The organism is Reichenbachiella sp., from assembly GCF_039969095.1.
Taxonomy (GTDB): domain Bacteria; phylum Bacteroidota; class Bacteroidia; order Cytophagales; family Cyclobacteriaceae; genus Reichenbachiella.
Window position 1 is genome coordinate 171,733 of sequence record NZ_JBDVOL010000013.1, and the last position, 19,568, is coordinate 191,300.

The 19,568-nt window shown below is 38.1% G+C and carries 16 protein-coding genes; 5 read left to right on the forward strand and 11 right to left on the reverse strand.

What is annotated here, in order from left to right; all coding sequences use genetic code 11:
• Window positions 1-33 precede the first annotated feature (33 nt).
• The 9 genes from ABJH98_RS13260 to ABJH98_RS13300 all read right to left on the reverse strand — a co-directional run bounded on the left by ABJH98_RS13260 (window position 34) and on the right by ABJH98_RS13300 (window position 7,654).
• Window positions 34-423, reverse strand: a complete 390-nt coding sequence (locus ABJH98_RS13260; protein ID WP_348308175.1) for a hypothetical protein — start codon at window positions 421-423, stop codon at window positions 34-36.
• A gap of 46 nt (window positions 424-469) precedes the next feature.
• Window positions 470-2,764: an outer membrane beta-barrel family protein gene (locus ABJH98_RS13265; RefSeq protein ID WP_348308176.1), complete on the reverse strand. Its 2,295-nt coding sequence runs from the start codon at window positions 2,762-2,764 to the stop codon at window positions 470-472.
• 207 nt (window positions 2,765-2,971) lie between these two features.
• The gene (locus ABJH98_RS13270; RefSeq protein WP_348308177.1) at window positions 2,972-3,556 is read right to left on the reverse strand and encodes a DUF1801 domain-containing protein; all 585 of its coding nucleotides are present in this window, start codon (window positions 3,554-3,556) and stop codon (window positions 2,972-2,974) included.
• Window positions 3,557-3,583: 27 nt separating this feature from the next.
• Entirely contained in the window at window positions 3,584-4,594 is a 1,011-nt protein-coding gene (locus ABJH98_RS13275; protein ID WP_348308178.1) for a Gfo/Idh/MocA family oxidoreductase, read from the reverse strand.
• A 33-nt stretch (window positions 4,595-4,627) separates the two neighbouring features.
• Window positions 4,628-5,170: a DUF4287 domain-containing protein gene (locus tag ABJH98_RS13280; protein WP_348308179.1), complete on the reverse strand. Its 543-nt coding sequence runs from the start codon at window positions 5,168-5,170 to the stop codon at window positions 4,628-4,630.
• A gap of 174 nt (window positions 5,171-5,344) precedes the next feature.
• Complete coding sequence (locus ABJH98_RS13285) at window positions 5,345-6,235, reverse strand: ChaN family lipoprotein (RefSeq protein ID WP_348308180.1); 891 nt, start codon at window positions 6,233-6,235, stop codon at window positions 5,345-5,347.
• 35 nt (window positions 6,236-6,270) lie between these two features.
• Window positions 6,271-6,534: a DUF5655 domain-containing protein gene (locus tag ABJH98_RS13290; RefSeq protein WP_348308181.1), complete on the reverse strand. Its 264-nt coding sequence runs from the start codon at window positions 6,532-6,534 to the stop codon at window positions 6,271-6,273.
• 6 nt (window positions 6,535-6,540) lie between these two features.
• Entirely contained in the window at window positions 6,541-6,774 is a 234-nt protein-coding gene (locus ABJH98_RS13295) for a DUF4287 domain-containing protein (protein ID WP_348308182.1), read from the reverse strand.
• Between the two features lie 154 nt (window positions 6,775-6,928).
• The gene (locus ABJH98_RS13300) at window positions 6,929-7,654 is read right to left on the reverse strand and encodes a hypothetical protein (protein ID WP_348308183.1); all 726 of its coding nucleotides are present in this window, start codon (window positions 7,652-7,654) and stop codon (window positions 6,929-6,931) included.
• Between the two features lie 320 nt (window positions 7,655-7,974).
• Between ABJH98_RS13300 and ABJH98_RS13305 the strand changes: the two genes are divergently transcribed.
• Both ABJH98_RS13305 and ABJH98_RS13310 read left to right on the forward strand, forming a co-directional pair.
• A complete protein-coding gene (locus tag ABJH98_RS13305; protein ID WP_348308184.1) occupies window positions 7,975-9,348 on the forward strand; it encodes a pitrilysin family protein in 1,374 nt (457 codons plus the stop codon).
• A 1-nt stretch (window position 9,349) separates the two neighbouring features.
• Window positions 9,350-10,693: a pitrilysin family protein gene (locus ABJH98_RS13310; protein WP_348308185.1), complete on the forward strand. Its 1,344-nt coding sequence runs from the start codon at window positions 9,350-9,352 to the stop codon at window positions 10,691-10,693.
• Between the two features lie 50 nt (window positions 10,694-10,743).
• Here ABJH98_RS13310 and ABJH98_RS13315 read toward each other — a convergent pair whose 3' ends face one another.
• Window positions 10,744-15,174, reverse strand: a complete 4,431-nt coding sequence (locus tag ABJH98_RS13315; protein WP_348308186.1) for a hypothetical protein — start codon at window positions 15,172-15,174, stop codon at window positions 10,744-10,746.
• Between the two features lie 219 nt (window positions 15,175-15,393).
• On the opposite strand from ABJH98_RS13315, the gene tpx reads away from it, so the two are divergent.
• Both tpx and ABJH98_RS13325 read left to right on the forward strand, forming a co-directional pair.
• Window positions 15,394-15,894 carry a thiol peroxidase gene (tpx, locus tag ABJH98_RS13320; protein ID WP_348308187.1) on the forward strand — a complete coding sequence of 167 codons (501 nt, stop codon included), beginning with the start codon at window positions 15,394-15,396 and terminating at the stop codon, window positions 15,892-15,894.
• A 95-nt stretch (window positions 15,895-15,989) separates the two neighbouring features.
• Window positions 15,990-17,180, forward strand: a complete 1,191-nt coding sequence (locus ABJH98_RS13325) for a DUF5009 domain-containing protein (protein WP_348308188.1) — start codon at window positions 15,990-15,992, stop codon at window positions 17,178-17,180.
• 176 nt (window positions 17,181-17,356) lie between these two features.
• Here ABJH98_RS13325 and ABJH98_RS13330 read toward each other — a convergent pair whose 3' ends face one another.
• Window positions 17,357-18,895: a beta-N-acetylhexosaminidase gene (locus tag ABJH98_RS13330; protein ID WP_348308189.1), complete on the reverse strand. Its 1,539-nt coding sequence runs from the start codon at window positions 18,893-18,895 to the stop codon at window positions 17,357-17,359.
• A gap of 202 nt (window positions 18,896-19,097) precedes the next feature.
• Here ABJH98_RS13330 and ABJH98_RS13335 point away from each other — a divergent pair, with 202 nt between their 5' ends.
• The gene (locus ABJH98_RS13335; protein ID WP_348308190.1) at window positions 19,098-19,505 is read left to right on the forward strand and encodes a DUF3052 domain-containing protein; all 408 of its coding nucleotides are present in this window, start codon (window positions 19,098-19,100) and stop codon (window positions 19,503-19,505) included.
• Window positions 19,506-19,568: the final 63 nt, after the last annotated feature.

Genomic DNA, 19,568 nt, shown 5'->3' on the forward strand with positions numbered 1-19,568 from the left:
TGGTTTTACACACTTAAACATTAGTGCATTTCCTTAACTCTTTTCTTCCGAAAAGGATCTTTTCCATTCAAACACTATCAGGGCCAACAGAACGATCAATTCAGCCATAAAATAGGTCATGCCTAAAAGAGTTATTTGGTCGTAGAGCTTTACAACCAAATAAATTGTCAACAGGCAATAAGATAAATTGGCCAAGGCAATAGCTCTTAAATAGAGTCGCCAGTTTGCTGGTGTCTGCCAGAAGAAAAAAAATGAATAAACGGCAAAAACACATGCTATACTGGCTAGAAACTGGAGTACGGAAGAAGGCATTCCTATCATAGGCTCTAATCTAGTCAGGACTAACCCGAGCATAACCGCTGACACTATCGCTCCACATGCGTCAATTAGAAATAGTTTTTTAGGACTTAGGTTAGGCATCATTTGATTTTAAAAGTGATATTTTCAAATATACATCACTTAAAAAAAACTATCGTCTTCGTCCGGAATAGGTCATCGCCTCACCCTTGCCAAATCCATAGCTGAAACCAACGGTGACGAATCGACCACGTAATGATCGATCGTAAAGATTATATTCTGGCTGGTTCACAAAGCTCTCTCTAATTCTAGAAGCAAACACATCTCTGACGCTCATATTGATCACCCCTTTACCCTTAAGTATCTTTTTTCTTGCTCCTAAATCCAGAAAAATCATATCTGACACTTCTCCTTGCACAGTTTGGTAAGGTCCACGGTAATTGCCTGTCATCTCAAAATCAAAATCATGAGGAAGCTTCATCTTCGTAGTCAATTTCGTAGTCAATTGATCTGCAGTAAAGTCGAAAATCTGCCCTTCTAATTCTCCATTTCTCACAAAATAGTTGTAATTAAAATCCGCGTTGACGGTCAACCATTTCAAAGGTTCATACTGGACATTTACCTCTAAACCTGTCGCATTATTGGTTCCAATATTTTCAGGTCGAGTAATGTTTACATTGTCTTCAAAATAGGATATGCGTTCTATCACCCCAGTGGTGTACCTGTGATATACGGAAGTGCTCAAAGACAACGCATCTTTATTATAAATACCACTCACCTCATACGAATCTGTATATTCTGGCAAAAGATCAGGATTCCCCTGACGAATATTGTAGTTATTCCGAATGTTGAAAAATGGGTTCAGATCCCATAGTCGAGGACGATAGATGCGTCGAGAATAGCCCGCTTGAACAGACATACTTTCCTTCAATTTATAAGAGGTGTGAATCGTAGGGAAGAAATTGGTGTAATTCTGATGATTGGTTTCTCCAGTATTGGCCAACAAAGTATTGAGCTCTGTATTTTCAATGCGCAACCCAAGTTTCAAACCCCAGCTATTCTTTTCGTATGCTACTGTACTATATACACCAAGCACATCCTGATTATACTCAAAGTCGTTCGTCTGTGTGGTGTCTATCACGTATTCCCCATCGACTAAATTCCGAACTGCATAATCATTGCCTACATCATTGAGTAAATACTGCCCCCCTGTTTCAAGCATGAACCCATCAGAAAATGGTTTGGTATAATCCAACTTAAAAGTGTATTTGCCTTCGTCGAAAGTAGTTTCTGTTTTTTGTTGGGCGTCTTGATTTTCATTTCCTCCTGTCGTTTCATCCAAAAAATCTGAGGACTGAGTTTTGCCAAAGAAGCTACCTGTGGCAGACACCAACAAATCGTGATCTTTATGATCTTCAAAATCTCTTTTGTATTGCAAATCAAATTGATACTTTGGGTTGGTGGCCTCCGTTTCTTCGGTTCTTTGCCATTGTGAAAGGACGTTACCAGAACCATCCACCATAGAAAAATCAGTTTCCGATGGCTGGTCTTCAAGCTCTAAGGCATAATTACCCGACAAAGTGATGACATTGCGATCGTTGATGTGATAGTCTGTCCCAAGGATTACATTATAGAATTTCTCATTTCTGAATTCCTCACCTTCAGAATAAATGGTCGTGTCAGTCACTAAATCTTGATTGTAGGCGGTTTTATCTCTCGGCAACTCTCTATAACCCACTCCGAATTGTGAAAACAGATTGAATTTCTCCGTTCTATGATTCAAACTAAAACCAATACTATGGTTATGGGGCACCCCGCCATTGATGGAAATAGAGCCGTTCGTTCCTTTTTTCTCTTCCTTTTTTAATACGATATTGATGATGCCTGATGTACCCTCCGCTTCGTATTTCGCAGATGGGTTGGTGATGACCTCTACACTTTCTATCATATCAGCGGTAATGGATCCAAGCGCATTACCATCGTTGCTTGCAGTGAGGATAGATGGCTTACCATCAATGAGAATTTGTACGCCCGTACTTCCCCTTAAACTTACTTGCCCTTCTATGTTCACATTTACGGAGGGGACATTGGTGAGTACATCTAAAGCGCTGGCACCTGCTGCACTGAGATCAGACCCCACATTAAATACTCTTTTATCAATTCTAAACTCAGTCTGAGATTTTTCACCCTGCACCACAATCTCATCTAGCTGTTTGCTATCACTTTTAATAACAACAGTTCCCAAATCCACACGGTTGTTTGTAATCTGAAAGTCACTAATCACTCGTTTTTCAAACCCAATAAAACTAATCTCAATTTCAAACTCCGTTACTGTAGTACTGAATGCAAAGGTACCTTCCAATGAAGTGGTGGCTCCAGTGATTGGTTTTTTTGTCTCAGGGTCTATTACAGCCACTGTAGCAAACTCTACTGGCATGTTGCTTTCGCTATCTACTACTTTGCCCATGATTTGTGTTCGGGTTTGTGCCTGAACTGCAAAAGACGTTAGAATAAGAATGGCTATAAGTATGGACCGAATCATAAAAACTTCTAGATATTAGATTACGATGCAAAACAGCAGTAAAATCAGTGAATTAGCTAATGAAATCTTTGAACGACACAACTTTTGGTATCAACGGCAAAACTTAGGAAGAATAATTGGCTTAGCTGTTTTTTATCTTTCATTCCATCCTTTTCCATCAAAAATAAGTGGCCTACACTTTTCTATTCTTGACACACGCGTTTTGGACTGTTTCGGTTGAGAAAAGTGTAGAAGGTATCCTCTTTGCCTCCCTGGCGTTAAGGACTCAAAAGCGGCTTTTAGTTCTGCGTCTGCCCCAAGCGCTTGTTCAAGTTCTTCTGGCCTATCAAATTCAGCAGTTTTCTTCATTTTGACTTCCAAACCTAACCGCTCTACCTCGATCGCTTCAAAGAGATAAGCTTTCAGGATTGCTTCATTTTTCACAATTTCGTCCAAGCTTGTGAAACGAATCTGACGTGCAGATTGCACGTTTGCGGTCTGCTGTATGAGCAAGTTTTCAGTGTCTTTGAGCAAAACGCCTTTATGAAAAAGTAGGGCACAGTATTCTTTGAAACCATGGATGAGCACTACATTGCTTTGCTGGAAGGTATAGCATGGGCACCCCCACTTTAACTCCTCTTTGAGCTGACAATCGAGCACAAGCTGTCTAAGCTTCGCATACTCAGCTTGCCATTTGGATGTCTTATCAAAAAAGAAGTCAACTTTAGAATTTTTCATAGCAATCATTAATGAGTGTTTATCTCCTTACTTTTCCAGAATTTCCAACTGCTGAATGATTTGATCTTCGGTAACAGGATAGGATTTACCTTCTCTTATCGCTTGATAAACATCCTCAAAAAGGTGCATATAAGAAGATGGCTCTGCTTGGATGCGTTTTTGAGTTTTTTCTCCATCACTAGATACAATCGTTAGCATGCCTTCGGCTTCATCAGATTCGATACCGTAACCTGTATCTCCCGGACGCATGCCTTCGGACAATTGCTTTTCTTGTACATCTGTTCTGTTTTTGATGTAGGAGCCTTGCGTCCCATGAACCACGAAAGAAGGCAAGGGAGCTGCGACCAGCAAGCTTCCTGTAAGGAAAACTTGTAATCCACTGGGGTAAGTCAGATGAATGTTTGCATAATCATCCACTTTAGTATTGGGACGAAAGTGACCCAGATTCTTCTCCCACTTTTCTGGTTTGCCAAAGAGTGAAAGCGACTGATCCAAAATATGCGGCCCCAAATCATACAACAAACCACCTCCAGGCACTGGAGTCTCTTTGGGTATCTTGGAACCAAGTTCAAGCTTGTATCTGTCAAATCGAAAATGAGCTTCTACCAAATCACCCAGCTGGCCTGATTCCAACACGCTTTTTACAGATAGAAAGTCACTGTCGTATCGCCTGTTGTGGTAGGGAAAAATCTGAACATTATTTTCCCTAGCGACCTGATAAAGATGTTTAGCCTCCTCAGAAGTTATAGCAAAAGGCTTTTCTACCAAAACATGCTTTTTGGCCTGCAGTGCCTTTAGTGCAAACTCGAAATGGGTAACATTCGGTGTGTTGACAACGACCAACTCGATACTATCATCAACTATCAAATCATCGACCGAATCATAACTTTTGATTTGTGGATAAATGGACTTGGCTTTCTTTTTTGATCGTTCTACCACCGCACAGAGCTCAAAACCTTGATGAGTATCCAAAAAAGGTGCATGAAAAATTTGGCCTGACATGCCAAAAGATAATATTCCAGATTTTATAGTATTCATATTCTTATGAAAGAAAGCGGTAATCCTTTGGTATCAAACTGATTGGTCATAGGCTTCCTGCATCCAAATCTTCAATTCATTGTCAACCTCGGATACTTCTTCAATCATCACTCGATGCGTGCACATGGTACCAAATGGGCCTGAGTCACCCAATCTATCTGTGGTGGGTTTGTCTTTAAGTTTGAACCCCAAATCTATTCGTGATTTGGTGGCAGGTTTGATCAATACAAACTGACGCTTCCTGATGATGCTGACGCTGCCCTTTTTGGGAGTAATCGTCACATCGCTACCCAAAGACTTTAGGTAACGAACCAACGCCTCATAGATAGGTAAAAGACTCTCTTTTCCTTTGTATTGCATTCCTACCAAATCTTCTGAAGATTGATTTTGCTCTTTTGATAGCAAGACTATGGTATTGGCAAAGCCGTGGGTGATTCCATGTTCAGTTTTCAAATACTTCACAGCCTCACCATGCTTTTCAAAGGCTTTTTCCTTCAGTATCTTTTTCCATTCGTCTAATGCCTTGCCTGTCTTTTCAGGCATATTGTCAATCATGGTTTTGAGTGCTTGGTCCATGGCGTATTTTTTTAGATGTACTTTAAATATAAATCAATCTGAGAAATGATGGGTAATTTGAAGGAGTTGAAAATGATGGGTAGAAACTCAGCTGCAAGTGAAGATCTATCAACTAGGACATAAGTGATATTTGCTTCGGTTGATTAAAAACCCCTCATTTGTTTAAAACATGAATTAATCCCTTTTAGTCTGAGTCATGTTATCATCCACCACAATGATATAGTCCGCTATCGTTTCTTTTTCTTCTTTATTCAATTCATCCCATTCTGACTGCATTACAGTTGTTATAGATTTGATTATCAAGCCAGGACGAATTTTGTTTATCCACCAAATAATACCTTGGTCATAATTAGAATGATAAGTACCCTGAAAGTGAAGCAGCAAATCACCTTCATTGAAGTTTTTGAGGGAAAAATAAGCCATAGTGGCATCTTTGGAAGCTTGAGCCATCTGAATATTCAGAATATTTGGAGGCACATGTTCACCCATGTACTGAGCTATTTCAGCATAAGCTTTTACCGAGGGATCAAAATATTTCTGTAAATCTGGACTAATCAAAGCACGTGCTTCAGGGCTCAATTTTTCAAGTGACTCAATACCATTTTTATTGATTATTGAAGCATACCTTCTTGGAATATTGGTTGCTATAAACCTCAATTGATTTTCCTTTGCGTATTCTAAAAGAGGTTTATAATCTGTCTGGAAATTGCCCCACAATTGTGTCATTTCTGGAAGCATTTTATCTTCAGGGTAAAACCCTTTCAAATATTCATCTAAAACCAATTGATTCCCACTTTCAAACATCTCTGCACCAAAGAACAAGTCTTTACCTCTGATTTCATATAAGCTTTTACTCACTTCTAATTGCAACCAATGTGAAATAGGGTTGGTGTGATATTCTCCAAAAAAGACCATGTCGCTGTTCGACAAGTCCTGAATCATCTTATTATACTTCGCTGCTTTTCCACTATTATTAAATAATCGATAAGCGGGTTTATCTTGTGTAAATCCAGAGATGGATAAGGTTAATGTTAGGAATAAAATGACAAATTTTATTTTTCGCATAGCTGAAATTAATCTTAATGTTTAAAAGGTGCAATTTAAACGGATTGCTCAAAAGCTTCCTGCATCCAACTCTTCAATTCATTGTCAACCTCGGAAACTTCAGCAATCATCACTCGATGCGTACACATGGTACCAAATCTATCTGTAATGGGTTTGTCTTTGAGTTTGAACCCCAAATCGATCCTTATTTTTGTGGCTGGTTTGATGAGCACAAACTGATGTTTCCTGACAAGGCTGATACTCCCTTTTTTTGGCGTGATCGTCACATCATTACCTAGTGTTTTTAAGTAAACTATCAATGCTTCTTAGATCGGCAGCAGACTCCCCTTTCCTTTGCATTGCATTTCTACCAAATCTTCTGAAGATTGATTTTCTTCTTTTGAGAGCGAGACAATGGTATCGGCAAAACCGTGGGTGACTCCATGTTTAGTTTTCAAATACTTCACGGACTCACCAGGCTTTTCACAGGCTTTTTCTTTCAGTATTTTTTTCCATTCCTCTAATGACTCGCCTTTCTTTTCAGCCATAATGTCAATCATGGTTTTGATTGCTTAATTCATTTGCATCGAAATCGATTACGTACTCTAATTAAAATTGAGAAATAGCTGATTTGCTGACTTATATGAGTATATCCTCTTAGTTTAATTTGTAAATCGTTTATTTTCCTTCCTATCAACTATGGTTAGGTTCTTACTAGGGAGTGAGAATATTTTGTTCAAATTCAAAAATCATCGTATCCATTTCTATTGGGATATACACCCGGTAAAACTTGGCCGTTTTACTCAAAATAAAATTTGATTTACCAAATATTTTGGTGTTTGGAGGTAAAGAAGTCTTTCGCAGCAAGGTCATATCATAATATTTTCTTTTTTGATTTAAAGACATTTGTTGAAGTTTCAATTGCTGATTTTCTGAATCTCTCCATTCACGATTCTGTTGCCTTTCTATATCCTTTTGAATCTTTTCTTCATCAGTTTTATTTTGGGTAGATTCAGATACGTCTGAGGCCACTTCAAGCACCACCTCAAAAAGTTGCCTTGTCGCTGTATTTATTTCATCAGCTTTATGTCGAGAAATTTGCTTCTCTAATTCAGTGATTTTTTTCTCAGGATCAATTGATTTTCTAATTGCACCGTGACTATTTTCACTTAGAACTTCTAAGTATTCGATGAAAAATATTTCAGGTTCAACGAGGACTGTATCTTCTCTCTTGTTAATTACCTCAATATTAAAACCTAGTTCGTCCCAAGTATTATTCTCATATGCGATTTTCAATTCTAGATTATTTACTTCTGAAATGGCATAATGCCGCCCCCAATCCCAATAAGATCGCTCTCCTATTGGTTTAAGTTTATGTATTTTATATGGACTTACACAAGATAATAATGTAGAGAGAAGAAATATGACGGTAAATTTCACGTAACTGATTTTTGGTTGAGATCCTGTATAGACATAAATCGTGCCGACTCATTTAAGCTACCATGTTATAAAACAATTATTAAAACTCCTTCATTAATGTGACTTCAACCCCACAGTTGATAGCATAAGACAAATACGGATCATATATATCTGGCTCTGTTTTAAAATACATTGAAATAGATACAACTTTTCCGTAGTCCTAGAAGTCTATAAAGGGAAACATAGCGTCAGATTACAAAAGAAATCTTCCTCCTATGTATTTATTATTCCTATTTTTCCAGTTAGTTTATAGATTAACCCTTTAATAAATTCAAAAACTCATGAAAACAATCAAAATCCTGACTTTGGGATTGCTTTTCGCTTCGGCACCTGCCTTTGCTCAGCAAAAACTCCCAGACAATTTCTTTTTAGAAACCCTAGACAATGGCTTGGAAGTCCTGACGATAGAGGACAACACCGTGCCACTAGCAACCATAGAAATCACCGTGCGTAATGGTGGATATACCGAATCGCCCGAATTCGATGGACTGTCTCACCTCTACGAGCACATGTTCTTCAAGGCCAACAAAGATTTGCCTTCACAAGAAGCCTTCCTAGAACGCACCAAAGAATTAGGCATCGTATTCAACGGTACTACCTCTGGCGAGCGTGTCAATTACTTCGTGACACTCAGCAATCTGAAAGTGCAAGAAGGTATGGAGTTTATGAACTCCGCCATTCGCTACCCATTATTCGATGAGCAAGAAATGAAAAATGAAAACCCTGTGGTAGATGGTGAATTTCAGCGTGCTGAGTCCAATCCTGTCTTCTTCCTTTTTCGAGACAGCGACCGCCAGATGTGGGGAGACTTGTACAGCAGAAAAAATGTCATAGGAGATCATGATGTGATTTTGACGGCAACTACAGAAAAAATGAAAATCGTTCAGGGGAAATACTATCACCCAAACAATTCCATTTTAGTAGTGGCTGGCGATGTAGATCACGAAGAAGTATTGGCTAAAGCCAAAAAGGTATTTGGTGATTGGAAGCCTTCCGATTTCGATCCATTCGAAAAATATCCTATTCCAGAATTTGAATCACTGAAGGAAGACACCTATTTCATTACAGAGAATGAAAATGCTCAGACGCCTATTGGATTGATACGATACCATGGGCCAGATACACGAAATGATATACCTGCGACTTATGCAGCAGACGTATTTAGCTTTATTTTATCACAACGGTCTTCAAAGCTTCAGCAAAACTTGGTCGAAAGTGGATTGGCCATGAATGTGAACGTGGGTTACTCCACCAATAAATACGTAGGGCCAGTTTATATTTTTATGGTACCCAATCCAGAAAAAGTCACAGAAGCTTTTGCTGCCTTAGATGCGGAGATCGCACAATGGGATTCGGATGATTACTTTACCGATGAGCAAATGGAAACGGCAAAAAATATGCTGGCTATTCAAGAAGCATATAGTAGAGAGAAAACTTCTCAATTCATTCATACGGTGACGTACTGGTGGTCTTCTGCTAGCATAGAATACTATACCAACTATGTAGAAAACCTGAACAAAGTGACCCGAGAAGATATCCAAGCTTTTGTCAGAAACTATGTAAAGAACAAGCCAAGTGTAACTGGTCTACTCGTGTCGCCAGAAATGAAAGAAAACATGGAACTCAATTCATTGCAAGCCTACCTAAAAAAATAAGATGATGAAGAATATTCTAAGAACAAACATAGCTCTGCTTGCCTGTCTGATTTGGGTGAGCCCAATTTTTGGTCAAACTCAAGAGTTTGAAGTAAAAGGCTTAAAAGTAATTTATAAATCTGTGCCAAAAGAAATAGTAAGTGCCAGATTATTTATAGGTGGAGGTACTGCCAACTACGATTTGGAGCAAAGCGGGATTGAGGATTTTGCACTTCAGCTGGCCGTAACTGGCGGCACTACCAATACGGATAAGTTGGCCTACAGCACTGCTCTGGAAAAAATGAGTACTACCGTAGCTGCAGGTACCAACTATGACTACGGTCAAATCAATATGCGTTGTGTAAAGCAAAACTGGGATGCGTCTTGGGAATTGTTCGTAGATGCGATCATGAATCCTGCTTTTGATGAACAGCAATATCAACTACTAAAAGACCAGCTGATTGCGGCAGCCAAACAAAACGACGCTGATCCTGATCAGAGTTTATCTCAAGCTGCAATGGCCAATGTATTCAAAGGCAAAAACTATGAAAAGAATCCAAATGGATCTGCCCAATCATTGGAAAATTTAAGCCTTGAAGATTTGAAATCTTACTACAACAAAATAATCGGGAAAGATCGAAGCTTTCTTGTAGTGGTGGGTGATTTGGATGTGGCAGATTTGAAGAAGAAAGTAGCAGCATCGCTCGCCAAACTCCCAAAGGGAACTCTTCCTCCAGTTGAGGAAAGAAACATGCTTGGAGATGTATCAAACAATATCAATGACAGAGACATTGCCACCAATTATATTGCTGGTATCATGAGTGCGCCGACATTGGCTTCTGAAGATGGAACAGCCATGATGATCGCCATGAGTATATTGAGTGAGCGATATTTTGTAGAGTTGAGAACGAAAAGAAGCTTGTCGTATGCTCCCTATTCCTACTATGACAATGGCAAAGTAACTAATCCATACAATCTCATTTATATCTCTACCACTGACCCCAAGCAATCTATTCAGGTGATGGTGGATGAAATAAGTAAATTAAAGAAAGTGGGATTTGACGAGAAGGAATTGATCAACAAGAAACAGAAATACCTGACCCAGTTCTACATGGGACAAGAAACACTTTCTTCTCAATCTCAAAGCTTAGGAAGCAATGAGCTCAAAGGCGGTTGGGAAATGGCTGAGAATTTCACCGAACGTGTAAACGCAGTGACTCTTGAAGATATCAATCGAGTGATTGACAAATATACGGATGTGATCAGCTGGACTTATCTTGGCAAAGCAGATATGGTCAACGAAGAAGATTTCCTACAACCTGGAAAAGTACCTGATCCAGTTAAGATGGATACTGAAGAGAATTAATATAAATAAAGCCGCTTTGATTATTAAAGCGGCTTTTTTGTTTCCTTCAGCTATTTAGATCCTCCACCGATTGACACCAAGCCGCTCACTCTTAAAAATAGTGCTAATACAGCACCTAAAGAACTTACTAAAGCATTCACATCATTTAGAGCACTTACTTTTCCGAAGGACACAAAGATGATTAAACTAATGATTACCAAAATAATGACAGCAGAGGCTGTACTCCACTTGCCTTTTTTTCTAGACTCCATTTCTCTTTCCAATGCCTCATTGCTATGTACCTCTGATAATATAAAATTGGTAAAACTTTCGTTCATTAGTCGAAGCGAATGATCAAATTTTAGGATGCCTTTGTGCAGCAAGTCTATAATTCCGTTTACATTGTTAGTATTTACAAACTTGTCCTTTGCTATATCATAAACAATAAGTCTTTCCTCTTTCGATAACGAACCCCATATTGAAAAATAATAGGAAGATGACAACTCTTGAATATTTAGCGTGTAATCTTCTTCAGAAATATCTGGATCATAATTTTTCTCATATCGATTGATGAGCTGATTGAGGTACACCCCATTTTTTAACTCTTCGCTGAGCACATCATCTTTCGAATTGACGTATTCCTTTGTTGTCATTTCGAGAGGAGCCGTAATTTTATAAAATCCCCCCATCAAATGCATCCATTTTTTATAGTCTACGCTAATTTCTCGTAGTAAACTCCTAGTTTGCATAAATTCATCATCATTATTTGCCAGTTTCTTTTTCAGCAATTCGATACTGGATTGATGAAAATTATAAATCTTTTTAGGATCTACTTCTGAAGATATTACTACCCTTATAGAGGGATTGTCTACTAATCTTTCTAAGATTAGCATTTTTCTTTTGTTGTAGGCTCTGTCATTGTATGCATACTCAAAATGCTCAATATATACCAATATCGGCTTCGATTGCTTTTTGACCTTCCCTTGTAAAGCATCCCTCATAAAACTATCTATACTTTTTCCTGAAAGATTTGCAATTTTCAGTATGATATTATTGAGTTTAGTCGCTTCAATATAGTTTTCGACTTTTTCTTCTTTTTCAAAATCGTCGATATCTCCGTGTTTAAGATCAAAAAAATCGATGGTTACAAAATGAAAATCGTCGTTCTTTCTAAGTCGCTCTCTTACTCGAAATAAGTGCGACGCATTAACACCAGTGATCAAACAATTATTGAATGAACTGGTCAGATTATAGCCTGAAATTTTAGTTTTGGATTCACCTGATTTACTTCCTTTAATAGCCCCTATACTATTGTTATTTTCACTGCTGAAGGAAAATTTTATCACCTGCTCTATTTCCTCTACCAAACCATCTAGGTCTTTAACGCCTACCATTTGATCCACATAGTCTTTGAAGTCTAAACCGAAAATTCGATGCAAAGCATATTCGCTCAATTTGTACACTAATACCAAAAGAGTAATTAATAATATGATATGTAATAATGGATATTTAGTGAAAATATCAGTCAAAGATTGCGAATTACCTTGTATAAGCATTTTTGTATCATTGAAATACATGCGGTCATTACTCAATACCCAGTCTTGTTCATGACTAAAATCCTTGATATATCCTTGACTTTGCTTTCCATAATTATCAAAATAAAATCTCACATATTGATAGTATTCATCAAATACGGAGCTTTTCGCTTCTTGAGTATCTGCAAAACACTTAAATTGGTAGAAACCAGCTGGAATGACATGTCTGGTAAATGGTGTTTTTTGAGTGATAGACAACCTCAACTTTGTAAGTTCATTCACAGAATCAACCTTGCCTTCTAGGTCAACTGTTTGCTTTTCCATCCCCTCAAGAAAGTAATTTAAATCCTTTACTTTCAGCTTCCCTTTTTCGTTCTTTTCGAAATAGGCTAGAGCCTTTTTCGATCTCCAATTTTTCTCCTGAGTATGCACAGCATGTAAGTTGCTCTTGTACATGATACTCTTTTCTTTTTTAAAAGTGATGGAAAAGAAAATTGACGTAGGAATAATAGCTAAAAGTATGATCCATGTGAAAATGTAAATTTTATATGCTAAGAATTTTCTATGTAAAAAATTGGTCTCATTTTCTGAATGCACGGATATTTCGTCCTTATCTGATGGGACTCCAGAATCATATATTAGTTCTTCCAAATCAAGATTTTCATTAGATTCTTCTTGATGTTCGAATACGTCAGAAATAGGCTGATGCCTTTTTGAAAGCACATTTTTGAATAAAGGATAAACCCAGATCGCAGAAATCAGATTGAACGATACAAACCAGATCGAATCTACAAATTGGCCTTGCAGAAAATAACGTGTGAAATACTCCCAAGAGCTCAAGGTTAGGAATATGAAACAAAAAAGTAAAAATATCTTAGGGTAATTTGTTTTTGAAAAGAGGGTATATATTTTCTTCTGAAAGGGTAAATTGAGTGACAAGATATAGAAATGGAGCATGATCAATGCTGTCAAAATAAATACTAATGCAAAGATTTTGCCTTCAGCACTTTCCATTTTTAATCCAATCCAAAACAGAAAAATAGCTGCGATAATATTAGATTCTAACAGTTTGGAATAAATCTTCTGATAACGAAGATCTGAAGTGATATAAGGACGAAGCCAATTGAATGGAAATACACGTTGTCTTAATTTGCTTCTTTTGAAAGTTGAAGAATATAAAATCACAAAAATCAAAGTCAGCAAGATCAAGAAAACAAACTGTGCCACAATAGTAGCATTCATCGCGATTACATTGGGCGATCTTACAAACTGCTTATTTACAAAGGTGGCAAGATAAAGTCCTTCCAATTCTTTCAATGGAGACATATAGGCAAAATGTCTTGAACCAGCATACACCACTGATCCAAAATGATCCATTCCACTATTAAGATAGGTGTTGAATTCCTGCTGCGTTTCATCTAAAAAATTTTCATTTAGATTTCTAGATTTGTCAGAATGGAATAATGTTTTTCCCTTCTTATCAAAAATGCAAAAGCCATAGCCTTGCTCCATTATAGGATCAAAAAGACTAACAAATGTACTGCTCTGCGCAAGAATTGGTAGATCCGGAACATCTGTTGCCATGCCCAACCCAACTTCATATACACCTTCATAAATTGATCGAACGGATTCGATGGCTATATTATCATCGCGATATTTTATGGTGGATCGATTGACCACATCCATCACATAAGATCGGTGATTCAAATTAGCTCCTTTCTGTGGTGGGTTGATCAGTTGAGATAGTGATAGATTAACCTTACCTGCTCTATCCGCCCAGAAATAACCATTTGGATACCCAAATTGATCAACATAATCATATGAATTTTTAAAGGACAATAGGCGATTGTTCTGATAGATATCCGGCTCTGGCAGATTCTTGAAGAACGAGCAATATTGTGTGGCATTTGCATTCCTACTCATTGCTGCACTGAAATATGCGCTCAAACCATGATGTGTCCGACTTTTAATCCTTTTCATATTGGCCAAAGCAGAATCCAATTCCTGATAGAACCCTTCCTTTACTCTCACTGACAACTGCTTTAGCTTTTCTTCTTGATTATTGCGCTCATACAAGATATTTGAACTAAAAAAAAGAAGTAAAATGAGTAGTACAGAAGCACCTATTACAGTAGCGCCAGCAGACAAAAAGACATCAGATATATGCAGTCTTTCTACATTACTCATTATTCTAAGTTTGAGTAATGGAAGACTCAACAGCATCAGAATTATGATGATTACAGTTAACGTAATAGTAAATACCGAGACCTCTCTTTTAAGATCATTAAATTTTGCTTTATTCACATAACCTGTGACATATACATCCTTATGATTGTGTAAAGAAGAATTGAAAACCACAAATTCTTGATACCCAAAAATCATTTCAAAAAAGCTCCTTGAACTAAAATTAGAATGAGTAGAATCACCGGGTAGATAACTTATTCCTGTAGTGCCATTAGTATATAGGATAGAAAGCTCCTTACCATCATCGCTGAGCTCACTAATAGTGATGAAGTCAAAAATATCTTTACGTTGAATAAGTGGGTAATCAAAAATTTCCTGTGGCTCCTGTGTATATTTATAATTACCAGCATCATAATAAAAAATTATACTATTGTTTTTTATTATGCTCTCAGTTGAATCGTTATTACTTGCAGAGAAGCCCTCATTTTTCAGTCTCTGTATAACGTCATCATTTGTCTCAGAGATCGCTTTACCCAATCTTTTAGTTGTTCCATCATGGATTTCTCTTTTGGTTTTAGCATCATTAAATTCAGATTCATGAATTTTATAAAAAGTATCAAGTCTAGATCCAATGTTTTTGTTGATCTGATTCAATACACGCATGTTATTGACAATTATTTCGTTTTCTTTATTCTTGACATAAACAAAGAAATAAAAGAGGAAAACAAGAGAAATGAGTAATAGCGTGGAGATAAGTACCCACCATTTTTTGTTAGAGGCCATTTTGGTTAATTGGTTAATGAGAAAAAATCATTATTCATAACTGCTACGTACTTACAATTGAAAATAATATTCCAATACGCTGGTTTTGAATCTAATAAGTGATTTTTCTCACATTAAGTATAGTCAATTTGAAGTCCATTTAAAAGTATTTTCCTTCCTGTTAATAGCATCAGCCACTCCTATGCCTATATTTACTCTATCAAACTAAAAAAACTTATTATGGCTTCTATCACACTAAAAGGCAACGAAATTCATACCATTGGAAACTTACCTGCTAATGGCACACAAGCACCAGATTTTGACTTGATCAAAAACGATCTATCTCATGTATCGCTTGCAGATTATAAGGGCTCACGTGTAATTCTGAATATATTCCCTAGTATCGATACTGGAATTTGCGCTGCATCTGTCCGAACTTTCAATGAAAAAGCCGCAGGACTGTCAAACACTAAAATACTTTGTATCTCCAGAGATTTACCTTTCGCACAAGCCCGATTCTGTGGAGCAGAAGGTATCGACAGTGTTGAAACTGTATCTGATTTTGCCACTGGCCAATTTGGAAAAGATTATGAAGTAACGATCACAGATGGCCCAATGGCGCACTTACATTCTCGTGCTATCGTGGTGCTCGATGAAAATCACAAAGTCATATATTCTGAACAAGTACCTGAAATCGTACAAGACCCCGATTTTGAAAAGGCGCTGGCTGCTTTGTCATAAACTATCCGTTAATACCTAATTAAATGCCATTGAGCTAATTTTTTGATTTTATTTAGATGTGAAGTGTATTTTACTTTGCATCTAATGAATCTAAAATGACAATCAAAGAAAATTTGTACAATGGGCGCATCGTCTCTATCGATGCCTTTAGGGGGATTACTATTTTGGTAATGATTTTTGTGAATGAGTTGGCAAGTGTGTCCGATGTACCTCAATGGATGAAGCACATGCCAGCTGATGCCGACGCCATGACATTTGTGGACCTGGTTTTCCCAGCCTTCCTCTTTATAGTAGGCATGTCAGTTCCATTTGCCTTCAATGCCAGACTAGTCAAAGGAGACCAACCAACCATCATTTGGAAACATACTCTCAAGCGCTCATTGGCCTTGATCGTTATGGGCTTATTCATGGTCAATGCTGAATATGGGTACAATGAAGCTAAAATGTACATCACCCCAGCGTTTTGGGCATTTTTAGCTTACCTACTCCCCATTCCTATTTGGAACAAATACACCACCGATTTCCCAACAATCTGGAAAAACGTCCTGCAATATGGCGGTATGCTCGGATTTGTGACATTGTATTTCTTATATGTTCAAGACAATGGATCCATCGGAATGACTCCAAAATGGTGGGGCATCTTAGGTCTGATCGGGTGGGCATACTTATTTACTGTGGTCTTCTATTGGTTTACCAATGGCAACCTAAAAGCGCTAATTGTATTTTTCTTCATTTGTGTGTTAGCCAATTGTCTCAATTTAACGGACGGATTGGCCGTTAGAGAATTCGGCTGGTTCAAGTTTCTTGCTGGACATCTAACTCATGTGACCTTAGTTTGTGCTGGGGTCATTATTTCACTCTTGTTTTTTGACGGCAAAAACTCACCTGAAATTCACTGGAAAGTCATCGGATTTGGACTTTTATTCTTTCTATTGGGCTATCTTTTAAGACCGTATTACGAAGTTTCAAAAATTCGTGGTACGCCATCCTGGACATTGTACTCCGCTGGCATATGTACCTTCATTTATTATGCGCTGTATGGGCTGATGGAAGTGAAAAAGAAAACCGCATGGAGCAATTTCTTTATGCCTGCTGCTGCCAATCCCCTATTGATTTATATTCTTCCAGGGATCATTATTTATTTCAATTTAGCCATAGGATTGCAAATCATTCCAGAATATTTCTCAAGTGGAATTCCTGGTATACTTTGGTGTATGATATTTTCATTTCTAATGCTTTATTTGATGAAGATTTTCAACCGATTCAATATCAGACTGCATTTATAATAGTCAGTTTAAGTCCAGTTTTTACTAGTATAGTATTATTAAAATAACAAAACAATAACAAGCTACTAATTATGAATTAGTAGCTTACTTAAGAAAAATGGGAGTCTAAGCCCATTTATCATGCCTTTTAATGCCGCAGCCCGCACGCTGCGGCATTTCTTTTTTAGCCGCTTTGGTTATTTGACAAAAATGGAATCTCGCTTCCCCCAATCTACCAAAGGTGAACGATAATATCCGATGTCATCAGCTTCAAATCGAGAACCATAAGTAGCCAGTCGTGTACGATAATCTCCCCACTTCCTGACTGACTGTGGCGACCAGCCTATTTCAGCGTAGCCCAGAAGTCGGGGAAATACCAAGTATTCAATATCCTTCATGTTTTCTACCGTCTCCGTCCAAAGAGGAGCTTCTATACCATAGATCAATTGTGGAGATACGGTCTCGTTGATCGTATCTGGATTCCAATTGTAAGCTTGATCCACTTCAATCAAAGCCGCCCAGTCATAACCAATACGGCTCGTACTGTCATATTTCATATCCATATAAGCCAGTTTCGCTGGTGACAGAATGATTTTATTGCCTTTTTCTGCAGCGAGGGTAGCATTACTAGCGCTATTCCATTGCTGCACCATGGATTCATTATCAATTTCGCCTTGAGCGACTTCATCCCACCCTATCAATATCTTATCATATTTACTTACAATTTTCTGCACCCGATTGATGAAGTAGATGTAGTCCTCTTTTTTAGTCGCATGCGACTCATCACCGCCAATGTGAATGTAAGGACCAGGAGTGATCGCTGCCAATTCCTGGATCACGACGTCTACAAATTGGTAAGTTGCTTCGCTATCTGTACAAAGTGTGCTAAAACCAACTTTAGTCCCCGTGTACAACTTTCCTGCCTTACCATCACAGTTGAGTTCTGGATACGAAGCCAAAGCCGCCTGTGTGTGCCCAGGGATATCAATTTCAGGAATAATGGTAATGAATCGATCCGCTGCATACTGTACCATCTCCAGATACTGCATTTGTGTATAAAAACCACCCGGCCCTCCTCCAACTTCTGTAGATGCACCCATAGCAGTCAAGTTGGGTTTAGATTTAATCTCAATTCGCCAACCCTGATCATCAGTGAGATGCAGGTGCAAAATATTCATCTTATAGGCAGCTATAAAATCGATATAGCGCTTCACATCATCGACTCCAAAGAAGTGCCTAGATACATCCAACATAGATCCTCGATAAGCATACCGCGGGTAGTCTCTGATTGTACCCGTTGGCAGTTCTACAGATTCATCCCCTGACAAAGGCATCAGCTGCATCAATGTCTGCAGTCCATAGAATATCCCTTGTGGCTGATTCGCCGAAATACTAATTTGACTTTTGGTAATTTCAAGCTCATAGCCTTCCTCACCTAATTTTTGGTCATTGGCATTCAAAGTCAGCAATAGATCAGCATCTTGAGAGTCTACCATTTTAAATAATGACTTTTCACCTATAAGGTAATCAGCCAGGTTTTGCAAAGACTCATCTGCTATTTGAACAGTAAAAGTTGAAGCTAACAGAAATCTTTCGCCCGTGGCCACGATTTCCGCTGGATGAGGAATAAGTGTATGAGCTGCGAGATTGGTGCTTTGCTTTGGTTCGCAACCCATCCCTATCAAAAAAGTAATTAACACTATAAGGACATAGGAATACTTCGATTCTAAATTCATAAATTCGATTCGTTTAATTAATAAGAAAATTAGAACTAGAAGTTTTGGAGTGGGGTAAGAAAAAGAAACACACTTTTTGAATTCCGTTTTCCAGCTTTAAATATCGAGGATTTTAAGGACAATAATGTGATATATCGGTGGAATCTACTGCCAACCTCAATGAATTTCTTATTATCTTTAAGATTCACTCTTCCAATCAATAATGACTGCTGGATACTCTTCCACACCACTGGCCAAGAAGCTTGGCATTAAATCCGCATTCAAGGTTTTACTCGTCAATGCACCCGATCACTACCATGGCTTATTTTCTGACTGGCCCGAACTAGTCGAACAAGTAAATCACCCAGAATCAGAATCTTTGGACTTCATCCATGTCTTTTGTCGGGAAGAAAATGATCTGAAAGTAGCTGCTAAACAAATCCACTTTCTCAAGAAAAATGGTTCGATATGGGTCAGTTGGGTCAAGCTGTCTTCCGAACTGCCCTCCCCGTTCAGAGAAAACCACATCCGTGACTATATGCTAGATGCCGGCTTAGTCGACGTGAAAGTTGCTGCCATAGACTCGGACTGGAGTGGTTTGAAGTTTATGTATCGGCTGAGGGATCGGTAATAATCATTTGGATTCAATCACAGAACTCGTTCCTATAAGTATCCCCTAGTTGTTTTTAAGATA